Source organism: Pseudomonas sp. MDT2-39-1 (assembly GCF_054898085.1).
On sequence record NZ_CM142716.1, the window covers coordinates 1,309,335 to 1,328,123 of the forward strand.

At 59.0% G+C, this 18,789-nt stretch carries 17 protein-coding genes; 7 read left to right on the top strand and 10 right to left on the bottom strand.

Translation table 11 applies throughout. The features are described from left to right. Window positions 1-99 precede the first annotated feature (99 nt). A complete protein-coding gene (gene mtnA, locus ACYZTM_RS06500) occupies window positions 100-1,176 on the bottom strand; it encodes an S-methyl-5-thioribose-1-phosphate isomerase (RefSeq protein WP_131061363.1) in 1,077 nt (358 codons plus the stop codon). A 108-nt stretch (window positions 1,177-1,284) separates the two neighbouring features. On the opposite strand from mtnA, the gene ACYZTM_RS06505 reads away from it, so the two are divergent. The 5 genes from ACYZTM_RS06505 (at window position 1,285) to ACYZTM_RS06525 (ending at window position 6,308) form a co-directional block, all read left to right on the top strand. Continuing rightward, the gene (locus tag ACYZTM_RS06505; protein WP_461987720.1) at window positions 1,285-2,616 is read left to right on the top strand and encodes a TRZ/ATZ family hydrolase; all 1,332 of its coding nucleotides are present in this window, start codon (window positions 1,285-1,287) and stop codon (window positions 2,614-2,616) included. Between the two features lie 61 nt (window positions 2,617-2,677). Continuing rightward, window positions 2,678-3,376, top strand: coding sequence for a bifunctional 2-polyprenyl-6-hydroxyphenol methylase/3-demethylubiquinol 3-O-methyltransferase UbiG (ubiG, locus tag ACYZTM_RS06510; RefSeq protein WP_131061361.1), 699 nt, complete (start codon window positions 2,678-2,680; stop codon window positions 3,374-3,376). Window positions 3,377-3,380: 4 nt separating this feature from the next. After that, window positions 3,381-4,052: an N-acetylmuramic acid 6-phosphate phosphatase MupP gene (gene mupP, locus ACYZTM_RS06515; protein ID WP_131061360.1), complete on the top strand. Its 672-nt coding sequence runs from the start codon at window positions 3,381-3,383 to the stop codon at window positions 4,050-4,052. A gap of 215 nt (window positions 4,053-4,267) precedes the next feature. Continuing rightward, window positions 4,268-5,008, top strand: a complete 741-nt coding sequence (locus ACYZTM_RS06520) for a YciK family oxidoreductase (RefSeq protein ID WP_007899713.1) — start codon at window positions 4,268-4,270, stop codon at window positions 5,006-5,008. A gap of 373 nt (window positions 5,009-5,381) precedes the next feature. Further along, the gene (locus tag ACYZTM_RS06525; protein ID WP_131061359.1) at window positions 5,382-6,308 is read left to right on the top strand and encodes a GGDEF domain-containing protein; all 927 of its coding nucleotides are present in this window, start codon (window positions 5,382-5,384) and stop codon (window positions 6,306-6,308) included. Window positions 6,309-6,382: 74 nt separating this feature from the next. Here the strand turns inward: ACYZTM_RS06525 and ACYZTM_RS06530 are convergent, their stop codons facing one another. From ACYZTM_RS06530 to ACYZTM_RS06560, 7 genes are all read right to left on the bottom strand, one after another. Next, on the bottom strand, window positions 6,383-7,144 hold the full coding sequence (locus ACYZTM_RS06530; RefSeq protein WP_461987723.1) for a TenA family transcriptional regulator: 762 nt from the start codon (window positions 7,142-7,144) through the stop codon (window positions 6,383-6,385). A 78-nt stretch (window positions 7,145-7,222) separates the two neighbouring features. Then, window positions 7,223-9,682, bottom strand: coding sequence for an EAL domain-containing protein (locus tag ACYZTM_RS06535; RefSeq protein ID WP_461987725.1), 2,460 nt, complete (start codon window positions 9,680-9,682; stop codon window positions 7,223-7,225). Window positions 9,683-9,817: 135 nt separating this feature from the next. Further along, entirely contained in the window at window positions 9,818-11,635 is a 1,818-nt protein-coding gene (locus ACYZTM_RS06540) for an ABC transporter ATP-binding protein (protein WP_461987727.1), read from the bottom strand. After that, window positions 11,628-12,230 carry a DsbA family protein gene (locus tag ACYZTM_RS06545; RefSeq protein WP_178083841.1) on the bottom strand — a complete coding sequence of 201 codons (603 nt, stop codon included), beginning with the start codon at window positions 12,228-12,230 and terminating at the stop codon, window positions 11,628-11,630. Before ACYZTM_RS06545 ends, ACYZTM_RS06540 begins: the two co-directional genes overlap by 8 nt. Window positions 12,231-12,269: 39 nt before the next feature. Next, window positions 12,270-13,211 carry an oxygen-dependent tRNA uridine(34) hydroxylase TrhO gene (gene trhO, locus ACYZTM_RS06550; protein ID WP_461987729.1) on the bottom strand — a complete coding sequence of 314 codons (942 nt, stop codon included), beginning with the start codon at window positions 13,209-13,211 and terminating at the stop codon, window positions 12,270-12,272. Between the two features lie 297 nt (window positions 13,212-13,508). Beyond that, entirely contained in the window at window positions 13,509-13,808 is a 300-nt protein-coding gene (locus ACYZTM_RS06555) for a BolA family protein (protein ID WP_461987731.1), read from the bottom strand. 12 nt (window positions 13,809-13,820) lie between these two features. Beyond that, the gene (locus tag ACYZTM_RS06560; protein WP_109633752.1) at window positions 13,821-14,345 is read right to left on the bottom strand and encodes a DUF2059 domain-containing protein; all 525 of its coding nucleotides are present in this window, start codon (window positions 14,343-14,345) and stop codon (window positions 13,821-13,823) included. Window positions 14,346-14,536: 191 nt separating this feature from the next. On the opposite strand from ACYZTM_RS06560, the gene ACYZTM_RS06565 reads away from it, so the two are divergent. After that, window positions 14,537-15,931 (top strand): class II fumarate hydratase, encoded by a 1,395-nt coding sequence (locus ACYZTM_RS06565; protein WP_461987733.1) that lies wholly within the window; start codon window positions 14,537-14,539, stop codon window positions 15,929-15,931. A gap of 116 nt (window positions 15,932-16,047) precedes the next feature. On the opposite strand, the gene ACYZTM_RS06570 is transcribed toward ACYZTM_RS06565, so the two are convergent. Continuing rightward, window positions 16,048-17,007: a DMT family transporter gene (locus ACYZTM_RS06570; protein WP_131061352.1), complete on the bottom strand. Its 960-nt coding sequence runs from the start codon at window positions 17,005-17,007 to the stop codon at window positions 16,048-16,050. Between the two features lie 210 nt (window positions 17,008-17,217). Here ACYZTM_RS06570 and ACYZTM_RS06575 point away from each other — a divergent pair, with 210 nt between their 5' ends. Next, window positions 17,218-17,412, top strand: a complete 195-nt coding sequence (locus ACYZTM_RS06575) for a DUF6316 family protein (protein ID WP_131061351.1) — start codon at window positions 17,218-17,220, stop codon at window positions 17,410-17,412. A gap of 126 nt (window positions 17,413-17,538) precedes the next feature. Here ACYZTM_RS06575 and ACYZTM_RS06580 read toward each other — a convergent pair whose 3' ends face one another. Beyond that, the gene (locus tag ACYZTM_RS06580) at window positions 17,539-18,723 is read right to left on the bottom strand and encodes a thiolase family protein (RefSeq protein WP_461987736.1); all 1,185 of its coding nucleotides are present in this window, start codon (window positions 18,721-18,723) and stop codon (window positions 17,539-17,541) included. Window positions 18,724-18,789: the final 66 nt, after the last annotated feature.

Here is an 18,789-nt window from a genome sequence, read left to right on the forward strand (position 1 = left end):
CTACATTGAATCGATGCCGCTCGCAAAAGATGCGACCGACGCGATCAATCGTAGGAGCGAGGCTTGCCCGCGAAGGCAATTAACAGGCACCAGATATCTTCAATGCAGACGCTTACGGCACATCAACTGCGCCATTTTCGCGGTGTCCGGGCGCTCGACAATGCCTTTTTCGGTAACGATCGCATCGATCAGGTCCGCCGGGGTCACGTCGAACACCGGATTGAACGCATCGACATCCGCCCCGACCCGCTTGCCACCCACTTCCAGCAACTCGCGGCCATCGCGCTCTTCAATAGGAATCTCGTCGCCGCTGGCCAGGTTCATGTCGATGGTCGAACTCGGCGCCACCACCATGAAGCGCACGCCGTGGTGCATGGCGTTGACCGCCAGCTGATAGGTGCCGATCTTGTTGGCCACGTCGCCATTGGCGGTAATCCGGTCGGCGCCGACGATCACCCAGGTCACGCCTTTGGTTTTCATGATGTGCGCGGCGGCGGAGTCGGCGTTGACGGTCACGGGAATGCCTTCATTGGCCAGTTCCCATGCAGTCAATCGCGAACCTTGCAGCCATGGGCGGGTTTCGTCGGCGTAGACGCGCTCGACCATGCCTTCGATAAAGGCTCCGCGAATCACCCCCAGCGCCGTGCCGAAGCCGCCGGTGGCCAGCGCGCCAGTGTTGCAGTGGGTCAGGATTGCCTGGGCGTTGCCCTGGTGCTTGCGGATCAGGTCCACACCGAGTTGCGCCATGGTCAGGTTGGCTTCGCGATCGCTTTCATGAATGGCGATGGCTTCCGCTTCAAGCAACGACAACGGATCGGCGTGATGCTTCAAGCGTTCAAGCCGATCACGCATGCGACCCAAGGCCCAGAACAGATTGACCGCGGTCGGACGGGAATCGGCGAGCAGCGCGAAATCTTCTTCCAGCGCCGCCTGCCAGTCGCCACCCTCGGCGAAGCGGGCACGGGCCGCCAACACCACGCCATAGGCGGCACTGATGCCGATGGCCGGAGCGCCGCGCACCACCATCGAACGAATGGCCTCGGCCACGCCAGCGGCGCTGGTGTAGGCGATCCACGTTTCCTCGAACGGCAAAACACGCTGATCCAGCAGGTACAGGGCGCCATCACGCCAATCGATGGCCTTCACCTTCTCCGCAGCCAACAGTCGATCGCGCATCCCACACCCCGCACTCATGAACAAAAGCCGCCGATTATAGCGATCCCCCCGCGAAGACGCTCGGGTATACTTCGCCATCCTTTACAAAAGCACTGGAACCGACCTTCGATGCCGAACACTGCCGCTGCGCTCGACCTGTTATTGCTGCCGACCTGGCTGGTACCCGTCGAACCCGCTGGTGTTGTCCTCAAAGAGCACGGCCTGGGCATTCGCGACGGGCGTATCGTGTTTATCGGCCCACGGTCGGCTGCGCTGAAGCTTAACGCAACTGAAGTGCGTGAGTTGCCGGGCATGTTGCTCAGCCCCGGCCTGATCAATGCCCACGGCCATGCGGCGATGACGCTGTTCCGGGGCCTGGCCGACGATCTGCCGCTGATGACCTGGCTGGAAAACCACATTTGGCCCGCCGAGGCCAAATGGGTCGATGAAACTTTCGTGCGCGATGGCACTGACCTGGCCATCGCCGAGCAGATAAAAGGTGGCATCACCTGCTTCTCTGACATGTATTTCTTCCCGACGGTTGCCAGCGAGCGGGTGCATAACAGCGGTATTCGCGCGCAGATCGCGATTCCGATCCTCGACTTCCCGATTCCGGGCGCCAGCACGGCGGACGAGGCCATTCGTCAGGGCGTCGAATTGTTCGGTGATCTCAAGCACCACGAGCGCATCAAAGTCACGTTCGGCCCCCATGCGCCCTACACCGTGGGCGACGAAAACCTGGAAAAAATCCGAGTAATCGCCGAAGAACTGGACGCCTCGATTCACATGCACGTCCACGAAACCGCTTTCGAAGTGCAGCAATCGGTCGAGCAGCGCGGTGAACGCCCACTGGCTCGACTCGGGCGGCTGGGCCTGCTCGGGCCGCGCTTCCAGGCCGTTCACATGACCCAGATCAGCGATGAAGACCTGGTGTTGCTGGTAGAAAGCAACACCAATGTGATTCATTGCCCGGAATCCAACCTCAAGCTGGCCAGCGGCTTCTGCCCGGTCGAGCGCCTGTGGCAGGCCGGTGTCAATGTTGCCGTCGGTACCGATGGCGCGGCCAGCAATAATGACCTCGATTTGCTCGGCGAAACCCGCACTGCCGCGCTGCTGGCCAAGGCTGTCGCCGGCTCGGCCACCGCGCTGGACGCCCATCGCGCGCTGCGCATGGCCACGCTCAACGGTGCCCTCGCGCTGGGGATAGAGGCCGAAGTCGGTTCGCTGGAAGTCGGCAAAGCTGCGGACATCGTAGCGTTCGATCTGTCGGGCCTCGCGCAGCAACCGGTCTACGATCCGGTTTCGCAGCTTATATACGCCACCGGCCGGGACTGCGTGAAACACCTGTGGGTCGCCGGCAAGCAACTGCTCGACGACCGTCGCTTGACCCGCCTCGACGAAGAACAGCTCTGCGCCACTGCCAAGGCCTGGGGTCAACGCATCAGCGGCCACACCGAATAGTAAGCCCCCCGGACTGAACACCGGGGCAACAGGATTTTTCAAGTTTTAGAGGACTTAAACCATGAGCAACGTCGACTACGCCGAAATCGCCAAATTCGAAGCCCTGGCCCATCGCTGGTGGGACCGCGAAAGCGAGTTCAAACCGCTGCACGACATCAACCCGCTGCGGGTCAACTGGATTGACGAACGGGTCAGTCTGGCCGGCAAGAAAGTCCTCGATGTGGGCTGCGGCGGCGGCATCCTCAGCGAAGCCATGGCTCAGCGCGGTGCTACCGTCATGGGCATCGACATGGGCGAAGCGCCGCTGGCGGTCGCGCAATTGCATCAGCTGGAATCCGGCGTGAGCGTCGAATACCGGCAGATCACCGCCGAAGCGCTGGCAGAGGAAATGCCCGAGCAGTTCGACGTGGTCACCTGCCTGGAAATGCTCGAGCACGTGCCGGATCCGTCGTCGGTGATCCGCGCCTGCTTCAAAATGGTCAAACCGGGCGGCCAGGTGTTCTTCTCCACCATCAACCGCAATCCGAAGGCGTATCTGTTCGCCATTGTCGGCGCTGAATACATCATGAAGCTGCTGCCACGCGGCACTCACGACTTCAAGAAATTCATCCGCCCTTCCGAGTTGGGTGCCTGGAGCCGCATGGCCGGCCTGACCGTCAAGGACATCATCGGGCTGACCTATAACCCGCTGACCAAGCACTACAAACTGGCGGCCGATGTGGACGTCAACTACATGATCCAGACCCTGCGCGAGGAATAAGCCGATGCGAATCAGAGCAGTCCTTTTCGACATGGACGGCACGCTGCTCGACACCGCGCCGGACTTCATTGCCATCTGCCAGGCGATGCTGGCCGATCGCGGCTTGCCGCCGGTGAACGACAAACACATCCGCGACGAGATTTCCGGCGGCGCCAAGGCGATGGTCGCCGTGACCTTCTCCATGGACCCGCAATCCCCGGGCTTTGAAGAGCTGCGCCTGGAGTTTCTCGAGCGCTACCTCAAAGATTGCGCGGTTCACAGCAAGCTGTTCGACGGCATGGGCGAACTGTTGGCCGATATCGAGAAAGCCAACCTGATCTGGGGTGTAGTGACCAACAAGCCTGTGCGCTTCGCCGAGCCGATCATGCAACGACTGGGGCTGGCTGAACGCTCGGCGCTGCTGATCTGTCCGGACCATGTGAAGAACAGCAAGCCGGACCCTGAGCCGTTGATCCTGGCGTGCAAGATGCTCAACCTGGACCCGGCCAGCGTGCTGTTTGTGGGCGATGACTTGCGCGATATCGAGTCGGGCCGCGATGCCGGCACCAAAACGGCTGCCGTGACCTATGGGTACATTCACCCGGACGACAACCCGCGGCATTGGGGGGCGGATGTGGTGGTCGATCATCCGCTGGAGTTGCGCAAGGTTTTGGATAGCGCCCTCTGTAGCTGCTGACCCTGACTGGTTGCTGGATGCTTTTGTGGCGAGGGGATTTATCCCCGTTGGGTCGCGAAGCGACCCCAAACCGGTATTTACGGTGGGTAAGATACGCCGCGTGCAATAATTTACGACTGCTTCGCAGCCGAACGGGGATAAATCCCCTCGCCACGGCAAGCTCCCTCGCCACAGGTTCGGTGTCCGCCTTTGTGTTGAATTGTTGTGAGGTTTTTATGTTTGATTATTCCGCCCGCCCTGAATTGCTCAAGGACCGGGTCATCCTGGTCACCGGCGCAGGTCGCGGCATTGGCGCTGCGGCTGCGAAAACCTACGCAGCCCATGGTGCAACTGTACTGCTGCTGGGCAAGACCGAGGCCAACCTGACTCAGGTCTATGACGAGATCGAAGCGGCCGGGCATCCACAACCCGCCGTAATCCCGTTCAACCTCGAAACCGCGCTTCCTCATCAGTACGACGAGCTGGCCGCGATGATCGAAACAGAGTTCGGCCACCTCGACGGTTTGCTGCATAACGCGTCGATCATTGGTCCGCGCACGCCGATCGAGCAGCTGTCTGGCGAGAACTTCATGCGCGTCATGCACGTCAACGTCAACGCCATGTTCATGCTCACCAGCACCTTGCTGCCCCTGCTCAAACTGTCCCAGGACGCTTCGGTGGTGTTCACCTCTAGCAGCGTCGGTCGCAAGGGTCGTGCGTATTGGGGCGCTTATGGCGTGTCCAAGTTCGCCACCGAAGGCCTGATGCAAACCTTGGCTGACGAAGTCGACACCGTGGCACCGGTGCGTTCCAACAGCATCAACCCGGGCGCCACCCGCACCAGCATGCGCGCCCAGGCCTATCCCGGCGAAAATCCACTGAACAACCCGACGCCCGAGGAGATCATGCCGGTCTACCTCTACCTGATGGGCCCGGACAGCACGGGCATCAACGGCCAGGCTTTTAACGCCCAGTAACAACCGCACGTCGCTTTTTGTGTCGCGTCGATTTCCCGGCGCGGCACTCAAAGTACCTTCTAACTACGTCCGCTTCAGTCAAATAGCCGTCGCCCTTCCGGGCAAAAAATCATCAAGCCCTCTTAAAATATTGATTTGGAACGCTTTTTGTTAGAAGGAACTCATTGGCATGACTTTCGCTCTAAATTTGCTCAGACACGCCGTGTGAAAGCAATCGGGCAGACGCCTCAGTCGATAGGTTACTAATCTTCGATAAAGCGGACTAAACTTGCGCCAAATGTCCTACGGGACTGATGGACCAGTATGACGCGCAGCCCAAAGCCGCTCTCACCCAGCCTGTAAGACAGCCTTACTGCTTAGGGGCTCACGCCATATGAAATCACCATCCCAGACCAACGCAATTGACTTCGACAGCGCCAAATTGCAACGCCTGGGCTTTGGTCAGCAACCTCCCATTCTGGAGCGGCCATTCAGCCTTGCACAATTGCGCCAGCAACTCGGCCAGCAGCTGCAAACCAGTCTTGAGCCACAACGTATTCTCGGACTTTTCTTCCGCGAGATTCAGCGCCTTGTACCGCTGGACGCGCTGAATTTTCAGCACCCGGCCAGTGGCTTGCGCCTGGAGTTCGGTCAGCGCGGCCATCATTCAGTCACCTACAGCCTCAGCCATGAAGGCGAGAACCTGGGTGAACTGGTGTTCCGCCGTAATCAGCGATTCAGCGAATACGAACAGGGCAATCTGGAGTCGTTACTGTCCACCCTCCTGTTCCCGATGCGTAACGCCCTGCTCTATCGGGCCGCGACTCAAAGTGCACTGCGCGATCCATTGACCGACACCGGCAACCGCGTCGCCATGGATCAGACCTTGCAACGTGAAATAGAGATGTCGCGTCGCCACTTGATGCCGTTGTCACTGTTGATGCTGGACATCGATCACTTCAAAAACGTGAACGATAATTTCGGCCACAGTGCGGGTGATGACGTACTCAAGGCTGTTGCCGCCTCGATCAAGAACCAACTGCGTAATGTGGACATGGTGTTCCGGTTTGGGGGCGAAGAGTTTCTTATCCTACTGTCCAACACCAGTCGGGAAGCCGCCGCCATGGTCGGCGAACGACTGCGGTTTGCCGCGCAGGCGCAGAACTATAAGGCCGATGGCAATATGGTCGAGCTGACAGTCAGCCTGGGTTGCTCAACCCTGCTGCCCGGCGAGTCTGCCGAGAGCTTGTTGCGACGGGCCGACAGCGCGCTGTATGTCGCCAAACGCGAAGGGCGTAACCGGTTGTCCATGGCGGGTTAAAACTTCAACCGCGCTACATAAACAATGTGGGAGCAAGCCCGCTCCCACATTTTTTGGTGTGTGTTGCCTATGGATCAGCTTTCGGCCAATGCCATGCGCTCACGCGCGAACGGTGCCTTTTCCGAGAGTTCCAGTTGCATGCAGCGCTCCAGAAACAGGTGCATGTAGTCGTAGCTCTTGCAGACAGCCTCGCGCAACTCCACTTGCAGGGATTTGCTCGGGTTCATGCCGGCCAGCGTGCAGATGATTTCCAGCGCTTCCCATGGATGGGCATCGTCGTACTGGGCGTGCATCTTCAACCACTTCATCGCCCGCTTGCGATCCTCCTCCGGGAACGCTGCCGCGTAGACACCATTGGAACAGACCAGCGCCGACCACTCCCCGGTCGCGCCTTCGATGGCGTAGTTGGTCGCGGCGATGGCGACAATCAGCGAATCCGCCGAACTGGTGTGCCAGCACCAATGGCTTAACGCGTGTAACTCAGGGGCAACTTGTTGTGCTTGAAGTTCTTCCAGGCTGACACCATGAGCCCGACTCCAGTGCACCCAGTAATCGGCATGGTTAAGTTCGACACGAATGTTACGCATCAACCAGCGACGCGCCATGTCTTCACCTGGATGGCGGGCAAAACGAGTCTTGGTCAGGTTTTGTGCCATGTACAACGCGAACTGTTCAACTACGGGCCAGCCACCAACAAGGTACTGACGCATGGTTTTTGCGCTGAGTTTATTGTCTCGCATGCGCTGATACAGTTCGTGTTCGACAACCCGGCGCTTACTCTCGCTGCAATCCTTGATGAGCTGTTGCGCCCATACGGGATAACTTGCAGCTTCCATGAGTGGTCCGGTTCGGTTGAATGTGTCGATCACTGTCGGGCTCCTTTTGATTGTGATTGTTAGGATCAGCAAGAGATTTCAACGGAACGTGCCAGGCGCCTTGAACAACAAAGGTTGAGGCCTGGCAGGACGACTTTGCAAACTATCACAGGTAAACAGATGCGGGCGTTCAATGACATACCCTTGAGCGAAATCCACCCCGATCTCCAGCAATGCCTGCTCGATTTGGGGTGTTTCTACAAACTCGGCAATCGTACGCTTACCCATGACATGGCCGATGTGGTTGATCACTTCGACCATGGCGCGGTTAATCGGGTCGTCCAGCATATCCTTTACGAAACTTCCATCGATCTTCAAGAAGTCTACAGGTAAATGTTTCAAGTAGGCGAATGAAGACATCCCGGCGCAGAAGTCATCCAATGAAAAATGGCAGCCTAAACCTTTGAGTTCATTGATAAATCTAATTGCACTTCCCAAATTTGAAATGGCACTGGTTTCTGTAATTTCAAAACAAATCATTTCAGGTGGAATAGACCATGCAACAAACTGTTCCCTCAGGAAGTCCAGAAACGCGTCATCTCCGATAGTAGTGCCTGACAGATTAATCGCACACATGGCCAAAGGACCTTTGCGCTCTTCGGCTATACATTGGGCAATGATCTTGAAGACGTTCTGCACTACCCAACGATCAAGTGCAGTCATCAGGCCATAACGTTCGGCGGCGGGAATAAAACTGTCAGGCAATATCATGCGACCGGCTTCATCATGTAGACGCAACAGGATTTCTATATGCCCGCCGCCGTGCTCGGTATGTCCAAGGGGCGCGATTTCCTGGGAGTACAGGCAAAAGCGGTCCTCTTCCAGTGCCATGTGCAGACGTTGTACCCACGCCATTTCACCGAAACGCAGGGACAGCTCCGAATCATCGGCGTTATACACCTGAACACGGTTACGCCCCTTTTCCTTGGCCATGTAACACGCCATATCAGCGGCACGCAGCGAAGCTTCGAGGGTGGTCGGGTTCTGTGCAACATGAACCATCCCGATACTCACGGTCGTGACGAATGGCCGGCCTTTCCAGACAAAGTGCAGGTTCTGCACCGTATGACGCAGGCTCTCTGCAATTTTCTCGGCCGCTTCCGACGGACAGTTTTCCAGCAAAATGCCGAACTCGTCGCCGCCCAGCCGGGCCAGGGTGTCACCTTCGCGCAGGCCTGATTGCAGCAGCGCACAGATATGCCGCAGCAGCTCGTCACCCGCCGCATGGCCGCAGGTATCGTTGACCAGTTTGAACTGGTCCAGATCAAGGAACATCAAGGCGTGGCGCCCGGGGTAACGCGTCAGGTTGTGCAGCGCCTGCTCCAGGCGATATTCGAACTCGCGACGATTGGCCAGCCCGGTCAAGGCGTCATGGGTCGCCTGCCAGGACAGATTGGCGATGTACTGCCGCTCCTGAGTCATGTCATGCAACACCAGCACGGCGCCACTGACCTTGCCGGCATTGCGGATCGGCGCCCCGACCAGGGTGACCGAAACGGTGCTGCCATCCAGGCGCTGGATCAGTTTGGAATGTTCGCTGCCGCCGCTGAGCTGACCGCTCAAAATATGCTCGATAAGGGTAAAACCATCAGCCTGAGCGTTTTCATCCAGCAGATTGAACAAGGCTGCCAGCGGTAAACCGATGGCTTGCTCGCCTTTCCAGTGAGTCAACGCTTCGGCAGCCGGGTTCAAGTAGGCGATTGCACCGTCGACATCCGTGGTGATCACCCCATCGCCGATGGATTGCAGGGTGATCTGCGCTCGCTCTTTCTCCAACTGCAAGGCCTCGGCAAAGGCATGGCGCTGCTTGAGCAGTTTGTGGGTGCGCATAAGGGCCAATGCAATCAAGCCCAGGGCCGTGGCCAGGTTCGTCACCAGCAGCAGGCGAAGAATCAAGCGCGAGCCCTCGCCCAAGGCATCGCTGAAGGCTTTGGCGGCAGGCGTCACACCATCGTTGATCTCAAATATCTGGTCCTTCCAACGCTTGATGTCGGCGTCCGAAGCCTTACTTTCGGTAATACGCTGATGCATTTCCAGGGCGACGTTATCGAGCTGCACCAGGTACGCGTCACCCACCGTCCAGCGGTCGATGGCTTTTTCCAGGTAGCTGAAATGCCGGAAATTGAGGTACAGCCAGATCAGGCTGGAGACGTCGTCGGGGTGATTGCCACCCTTGAGAATTGCCACGCGCGCGGCTTCGATATTCGGTGGCTGGTGATCCAGCGCCACGCGCAACTCATGGCCACCCTGTGGTACGGCAATGGCGTTCTGGTACTTGTGGAAAATAGCCTTATCGCGACTGTCCGCGTAGAGATTGAGGTAATAGATGGCGTCCTTCTGGCCTTTGGACCACAGGCTTTCCCCGGCAACATAGCCGCGAACCGCCGAAAGCACATAAAGACTGACCCCGCCCAACAGCGCTTGAAATAGCACTACGGCAATAAATGGCCAGACGATGCCCAATAACCTTGGGGTTCCGAGAGTCCGCTTTTGCTTCATGAGGTCCCTTGCATTAGCACTGCCAGATCATCATCCAACGTGATCGCTACAGCTAGACTAGGGTGCGTATTCGATCCCGGCAAGCCAGCGCCCACATTTGTGCGCAATCTGGCGTCAACCTGGCATGAACTGTCATTAATGCTGCTGCAAATGCCCATAAAGTTTGGCGTACAAACCACCTTCGGCTATCAGTTGCTGATGGTCGCCATCCTCGGCAATTTGCCCGCCGTCGAACACCAGCACCCGATCGGCCTGCTTCACCGCCGACAACCGATGCGCAATGATCAGCGTGGTGCGGTGGCTCAGGAACTTCGCCAGCGCCTGGTGCAGGTTGTATTCGGTGGCAGCGTCCAGCGCCGAGGTCGCCTCGTCGAGAATCACCACCTTGGGTTCGGCCAGCACCATCCGCGCAATCGCCAGCCGTTGCCGCTGGCCACCGGACAAACGCACACCCGAACGTCCGACGATGCTGTCCAAACCATCAGGCAATGCTCGAACAGTTTGGTTCAGCTGGGCGATTTCCAGCGCTTGCCAACAAGCCTCGTCGCTGCGTACACGTCCCATCGTCAGGTTGGCGCGCACAGTGTCGTTGAACAGCGCGGGGTGTTGCAGGACCACGGCGACGTTTTCGCGCACGGTCTCCAGGCCGATCTCTTGCTGGGTCGAGCCACCGAAGCGGATGGTTCCGGCAAGGGGCGTGTACAACCCCAACAGCAACTGCACCAGCGTGCTTTTGCCACCGCCGCTGGCACCAACGATCGCCACTTTTTCACCGGGGGCGATGGACAGGTCCATCTGGTTCAACACCAACTCGTCGCCGTATCCGAAACTCAAGCCCTGGACTTCAATGCCCACGGTGTCCCGTCCCTGGAACGGATCGACACCGCCGGGGTATTGCGGCTCATCGGCGCGGGCCAGCAGCTCGTTGATCCGCGACAGCGCACCGCCAGCGGCGTAATAGGCGTACTGCAAATTGAGCAACTGCTCCACTGGACCGATCATGAACCACAGGTAGCTGAACACCGCCAGCATCTGGCCGATGGACAAGTCGGAGAACAATACGGTGAGCATCGCCGCAGCGCGGAAAATATCGATGCCGAACTGGAACAGCAAGCCACTGGCGCGGTTCGACGCATCGGTCTTCCACTGAGAGTTAACGGCGTAATCGCGCACTTCCCGGGCTCGATGCCCCAGACGCCCGAGGAAAAACCCCTGACGGTTGCCGGCACGCACTTCCTGAATCGAGTCGAGGGTTTCGGTCAGGGCCTGGGTAAAACGCGAGGTGCTGTCGTTCTCGAGCTTCTTCAGGTGTTTGACCCGCTTACCCAGTTGCACCGTGGCGTAGATCACCAGCGGATTGAACAGCATGATCAGCAGCGCCAGCTTCCAATGCATCCAGATCAGAATGCTCGCGGTGCCGACCAGTGTCAGCATCGCCACGAGGAATCGACTGAGTGTCTCGCCGACAAATTTGTCCAGCGTGTCCAGGTCCGTGACCAGGTGCGTAGTCACCGTGCCGCTGCCCAGGCTTTCGTATTCGCCCAGGGAAATGCGCTTGAGCCGTTCGATCAGCCGTATACGGATGCGATACACGATGTCTTTGGCCAGCGCCGCGAACAATTTCGCCTGCACCACGTTGAACAGCAAGGCACCACAACGCAACAACAAGGTCACCAGCAGCATCAGGCCGATGTAACCCGCTGCTTTTTGCCAGTGTTCAGGCAACGCATGGTTCATGATTTTCAGTGCGGAATCGCCGTGACCCAGCAGCACTTCGTCTACCAGCAATGGCAGCAGCAAAGGAATCGGCACGCTGCACAGGGTGGCCAACACCGCCACGCCATTGGCGATCCACAGAGATTTTTTATGGTGAAGGGCCAAGCGACGGATTTCAGCCCAACTCAGCCGATCGACACGCTTGGGAGCTGGCGTGTCATCGGGCACGTCACGCACAGGCAGCGCGCTCCAGCCAACGGCCGAGCAATGGCGACAGTTCACTCAAGGGTTGATAGCCATTGGTCAACAGCGCCAGTTGCCCATTACGTTCGGCCAACAGCGTAGGGAATCCGGCGATGCCGAGGTCCTGGACCCAGGTGAAATCGGCAGCCGTCGCGGCGTGCTGATCGGCACGGTCGAACGCGGCAGCAAACTCGATGCGCGGCAGGCCGGCCTGCTCGGCCAACTCGACCAGAACACTGGCGTGGGTGACGTCTCGGCCTTCAGCGTAGAACGCGTGCTGAATCAGCCCGAGCAGCTTCCACGCGCAATCCGGCGCCAGGTTGCGCGCAGTGACCAGAGCCCGGCACGCAGGCTCGGTGTCGTAGACAAAACCTTCAGGCAACGCGCCTTCGGTCTTGAACGGTTGGCCGGTGGCCTCGTTGACGGCCTGCCAATGCTCAAGGATATAGCGCCGGGTGGTCGGCTCCAATGCGGAGCCGCTGCCGGTGCGCAAGCCACCCACCACCAGATGCACGTCCACCCCTGCCGCCTGCGCCTGCTCGACCAGCGCGTTGGCGACCGGCGCAAAGCCCCAGCACCAGGAACACATCGGGTCCATCACATAGAGCAGACGTTGGGCAGACATGGTTCAAGCCTCTGAAGGAGTTTGCTTGTAGTTGTAGCCGATCGGGTGAGGCAGGTTGCGCGCCTTGGCCAGTTCGATCTGCTTCTGCCGATCAATGGCGCTGCGGCGGGTTTTCTCGCTGAGCGTATCCCAGCAATGCGGGCAACTGATGCCGGCCACATAATGCTCGGATGTGCGGTCTTCGACGCTGATCGGCGTACGACAGGCATGACATTGATCGTAGTCGCCTTCGCTAAGGTCGTGACGAACGGTCACGCGGTTATCGAACACGAAGCAGTCGCCCTGCCATTTGGTTTCTTCCTGCGGCACCTCTTCGAGGTACTTCAGAATACCGCCCTTGAGGTGATAAACCTCGTCGAAGCCTTGACTGAGCATATAGCTCGAGGCCTTTTCACAACGAATGCCGCCGGTGCAGAACATCGCGACTTTCTTGTGCACGGCCGGGTCGAAGTGGGCTTTGATGTAGTCGGGAAATTCGCGAAAGCTGGTGGTTTTCGGATCGATGGCGCCTTCGAAGGTGCCGATCGAGACCTCGTAATCGTTGCGGGTGTCGATCAACAGCACTTCAGGATCGCTGATCAGCGCATTCCAGTTCTGTGGATCGACGTAGGTGCCGACCTTTTTGTTCGGGTCCACGCCTTCGACGCCGAGGGTGACGATTTCTTTCTTGAGTTTGACCTTGGTGCGGTAGAACGGCTGGTCGTCGCAGTACGACTCTTTGTGGTCGATATCGTCCATGCGCGGGTCGTTCTTGAGCCAGGCCATCAGCCCGTCAATACCTTCGCGGCTGCCGGACACAGTGCCGTTGATGCCTTCTTCGGCGATCAGCAGCGTGCCTTTGATGCCGTTGTCGACCATCGCTTGCAGCAGTGGCTCGCGCAGGGCGACGTAATCTTCCAGAGTGACGAACTTATACAGTGCCGCCACGACAATCTGTTGTGTCATGGGTGATTCTCCAGGTGGCTACCCTCGTAAGGGGTGAACCGGATGCGAAAAAAAACGCGCCGGGTGAGCGGCGCGTTGCGGATTCTAGCAAAAATGGTGTGGGTTTAGGACTGGGATCTAAAAGTCTGGTGAGAACCATTGTGGCGAGGGGATTTATCCCCGCTGGGCTGCGAAGCAGACCTGAAAATATCAGCCTCACTGAGGCGTTTCAGACAAACCGAGCTGCCGGTTTTACGACTGCTTCGCAGCCGAACGGGGATGAATCCCCTCGCCACAACAGCTCTTCAACCCGTCACATCAATGTTTGCTGCCGCCAGCACAGGTCGGCGAGGCCGGAGCCGCGTCGATCTGAGCCCATTCTTCCGGCGTGTAGGTATGCAGCGCCAACGCATGGAAGTCGCCCATCAGCTCGCCGAGCGTGCCGTAGACTTTTTGGTGTCGCTTGACCCGGTTGAGCCCTTCGAACTGCTGGCTGACCACCACGGCCTTGAAGTGGGTCTGCAACCCACGGCTGTGCATGTGGCTTTCATCCAGCACTTGCAGATGCTGCGGCTGCAACAGGCCCAGCGTCGATTCGATGCGTTGTTGCATGGTCATACCCAACTCCGCTTAAGGCTTTTTCTTGGCTGGAGCGGCGGCGCCTTTAGGCTCCAGCTCGGCAGTCATGTCAGCCAGCAGTTTGTTGACCACAGGCACCGCGCTTTCCAGCTTGGCTTGAGTCATCTGGGCCGATTGCTGAGTCAGCTGCGGCATTTTTTCCAGGACTTTCTTGCCCAGTGGCGACTTGTAGAACGCGACCAGGTCTTTGAGCTCGGATTCGCTGAAGTTGGTGGTGTAGAGCTTGACCATGTCCGGCTTCAGCTTGTTCCAGCCAATGGCTTGGTCCAACGCGGCGTTGGCTTTGGCCTGGTAGGTTTCCAGCAAGGCTTTTTTCGACTCAGGGGCTTTGGTCTGTTCAAAGCGCTGAGCGAACATTTGCTGCACTTGCATGTACACCGGAGTGCCCAATTTGTCAGCGTGCGCCAGGGTCAGGAAAGCTTCGGCACTGGCGTTGTGGCTGGCGGTATCGGCAAAAACAGGGCCGCTGGCGCAAACCAGTGCAACCGCGGTACAGATGGCACGAAGACGAGTCATCGAGTTTCCTTTTCTAGCAGGCGAGGTAAAACCCCAAGGGCGTCCATTCTGCGCCTAAAAAAGTGTGTCACTCAACCCCAAGCCTTGTCGGGCCTGAATTAGAGGCGTTGAGCGGTCAAAATCCAGACTAATGGAACCACGGCCGGCGATCACGGCCTAAACTGCGCTATCGACTTACAGGAGTGTGCAAGATGAGCCGTATCGAAACCGACAGCCTTGGCCAGGTGGAAGTCCCGGATGAAGCCTACTGGGGCGCTCAGACGCAACGCTCGCTGATTAATTTCGCCATTGGCAACGAACGTATGCCGTTGGCCGTGCTGCACGCATTGGCCCTGATCAAGAAAGCCGCGGCGCGGGTCAATGACCGCAACGGTGATCTGCCTGCCGACATCGCCCGCCTGATCGAACAGGCCGCCGACGAAGTGCTCGACGGCAGCCACGACGACCAGTTCCCGCTGGTGGTCTGGCAGACCGGCAGCGGCACCCAGAGCAACATGAACGTCAACGAAGTGATCGCCGGACGCGCCAATGAACTGGCCGGTAACCCTCGCGGCGGCAAATCACCGGTTCACCCTAACGATCACGTCAACCGCTCCCAAAGCTCCAATGATTGCTTCCCGACCGCCATGCACATTGCCGCCGTTCAGGCGGTGCAGCAGCATTTGCTGCCGGCGATCAGTGAGCTCTCTGGCGGGTTGGCCGAGTTGTCGGCGCGACACATGAAACTGGTCAAGACCGGCCGTACCCATATGATGGACGCCACGCCGATCACCTTCGGCCAGGAACTCTCGGCGTTCATCGCGCAACTGGATTACGCCGAACGGGCGATCCGCAGCGCACTGCCGGCGGTCTGTGAACTGGCGCAGGGCGGCACGGCGGTCGGCACCGGGCTGAACTCACCCCACGGTTTTGGCGAGGCGATCGCTGCAGAGTTGGCCGCCCTTTCCGGCTTGCCGTTCGTCACCGCACCGAACAAGTTTGCCGCGCTGGCCGGCCATGAGCCGTTGACCACCCTGTCGGGGGCGCTGAAAACCCTTGCCGTGAGCCTGATGAAAATCGCCAACGACCTGCGTCTGCTGGGTTCCGGGCCGCGCGCAGGTTTCGCCGAAGTGAAGCTGCCAGCCAACGAACCGGGCAGCTCAATCATGCCGGGCAAGGTCAATCCGACCCAGTGCGAAGCGCTGTCGATGCTGGCATGTCAGGTTTTGGGCAATGACGTCGCCATTGGTTTTGCGGCGAGTCAGGGGCACTTGCAGCTGAACGTGTTCAAACCGGTGATCATCCACAACTTGCTGCAATCGATCCGCCTGCTGGGCGATGGCTGCAGCAACTTCCAGCAGCACTGCATCGCAGGGCTTGAGCCGGATGCGCCGAAAATGGCTGAACACCTGGAGCGTGGGTTGATGCTGGTGACGGCGCTGAACCCGCACATCGGCTACGACAAATCGGCGGAGATTGCCAAGAAGGCCTACAACGAAGGACTGACACTGCGTGAGGCGGCGTTGCAGCTGGGGTATCTGACGGATGAGCAGTTTGATGCCTGGGTGAGGCCGGAGAATATGCTGGAAGCGGGTGCCAAGGGTTAAGATTTTCAGCGCCTGACAGTCAGTCTTCGCGGGCAAGCCTCGCTCCTACAGGGAATGAAGTGCGACATAGATCTTCTGTAGGAGCGAGGCTTGCCCGCGAAGAACGATAACGCGGTCTAACTGGCCGCCATCCGCACCTTGCGCGCCTTGAGCCCGGCAATCAGCGACGGCCCCAACGCCACCAACGCTGAACCCACCACCACCAACACCGCCCCGCCATACCCCAGACCATTGATCGTCTCGGCATGCACGTACTCCGGCCACGCCCACGCCGCCACGGCCACCGCGCCAAACGTCACCAACGGCGTAATCGCCAGCGTCGCACTCACCCGCGAAGCTTCCCAATGGGCCAGCGCTTCGGCAAATGCGCCATAGGCGATCAGGGTGTTCATGCAGCACGCCAGCAACAACCAGCCTTGCAGCGGGCTCAATTGCAGTGCCTCCAGCGGATGCACCCACGGCGTCAGCAACAGCGCGCAGAACAGGTAGATCACCATCATCACCTGCAACGAGTTCCATACCGTCAGCAATTGCTTCTGCCCCAGCGCGTAAAACGTCCAGACCGTCGACGCCAACAGCACCAGCAACACGCCTGCGGTGTAATCGGTCAACGAGGTCAACAACTCGGTCAAGCGTTGATTAAAGAAGAGTGCGAAGCCAATCAGCAGCACCAGCAGACCCATCCCCTGCCCCACACTGAACCGTTCCTTGAACACAAACAAACTGGCGATCAGCAACATGATCGGGCCCATCTGCACCACCAGTTGCGCGGTGCCGGGGCTGAGCAGGTTCAAGCCCATCAGGTACAACACGTAGTTGCCGACCAGACCAAGCACCGCCATCAACACCAGCCAGCCACCGCGCGGGCCGAGGACTTTGCGGCTCGGCAGGCGTTTGGTCGCCGCCAGATAGATGAACAGGCACCCACCGGACACCGTCAGGCGAAACCAGGTCACCGTCACCGGGTCCATCACCAGCAGGACTTGTTTGAGTTTGATCGGCAGGATTCCCCACAGCAGCGCGGTCAGCAAGGCCAGGGACAGACCGTAAACCCAGCGACCGGATGAAATGTGCATGCGAACCCCAAAGCCAGATGGCAAGAAACACCATTCTAGGCGCAGACCCCGGCGCGACACAGGGACAGTTGGCGACTGACCGCGAATGAAACTGTGCAGGTCGCACCATTCATTTGGCGATGTGCCGTCGATCAGTTGGTCAGGCGCCGCAAGTGGTTCATGCATAATCTCCTTGGATCCACCAACAGGAACATCCTTCAGGAGATAGCCATGTACGGCATGCGCGCCCAGGACACCGCCCCCGCCACGCACTTTCGCTGCGACCGAGTGTGCCGTGTGAACGGGGAATTGTTTTTCAGCACCCGGGAAAACACGCTGGAGGGGCCGTTTGATAATCCGCAGTCGGCAGAGCGGGAGATTCAGGCCTACATTGCGCGGATGCAGGTTTTGGGTGCCCACCGTTGACCGAGGTGCGGCCTTCGCGAGCAAGCCCGCTCCCACACTAGACCGAGTTCCCCATAGGAATGCGGTCAACTGTGGGAGCGGGCTTGCTCGCGAAGGCGATTAAACATTCAGCACATATTGAATGGCCTATCGCACCGCTTCAAACAACCCGGTCGCCCCCATCCCGCCACCCACGCACATGGTGACGACGCCGTAACGCAAATTGCGTCGCTGCAACTCCCGCACGATGTGCCCGACCTGACGCGAACCGGTCATGCCGAACGGGTGGCCGATGGAAATCGAGCCGCCATTGACGTTGTACTTGTCGTTATCGATCTCGAGGCGGTTGCGGCTGTACAGGCACTGAGAGGCAAACGCTTCGTTGAGTTCCCAGAGATCAATGTCGGCCACCTGCAAGCCTTTGGCCTTGAGCAATTTCGGCACCGAGAACACCGGACCGATGCCCATCTCGTCCGGCTCGCACCCGGCCACCGCGAAACCACGGAAGAACGCCTTTGGCTTGAGTCCCAGTGCCAGGGCTTTTTCCAGGCTCATGACCAGCGTCATCGAAGCGCCATCAGACAGTTGCGACGAGTTACCCGCCGTCACCGAACCGTCCTCGGCAAACACCGGTTTCAACCCGGCCAGGCTTTCCAGGGTGGTGTCCGGGCGGTTGCAGTCGTCGCGATCGACGATCCCGTCGAGGATCTGGATCTGACCGGTGGCCTTGTCTTCAACCCGGTACTTCACCGCCATCGGCACGATTTCATCATCGAACAAGCCAGCGGCCTGAGCCTGGGCAGTACGTTGCTGACTTTGCAGGGCGTACAGATCCTGCTCCTGGCGACTGATGCTGTAACGACGTGCGACGATTTCGGCGGTCTGGCCCATCGGGAAATAGATGCCCGGCACCTGCTCTTTCAGGAGCGGGTTGATCAGGTTGTCGGTGTTGACGCTTTTCATGGTCAGGCTGATGGATTCGACGCCACCGGCCACGATGATGTCGCTGCAGCCCGAGGCGATCTGGTTGGCGGCGATGGCGATGGCCTGCAAGCCCGACGAGCAGAAACGGTTGAGGGTCATACCGGCGGTGCCGGTGCCCAGACGCGACATCACCGCGACGTTGCGACCGATGTTGTAACCCTGGGCGCCTTCGTTGGAGCCCGCGCCGACGATGCAATCCTCAACGCTGGCCGGATCGATCCCTGTGCGCGCCAACAAGGCATCGACACAATGCACCGCCATGTCATCCGGACGGGTTTGGTTGAACTTGCCGCGAAAGGATTTGGCCAAGCCGGTCCGCACGCTGTCGACGATCACCACTTCACGCATGGCATACCTCATTGTTGTTGTGGGTTGAGAGTGGACCGAGCATAAGTCCACCCCATAACCGACCGC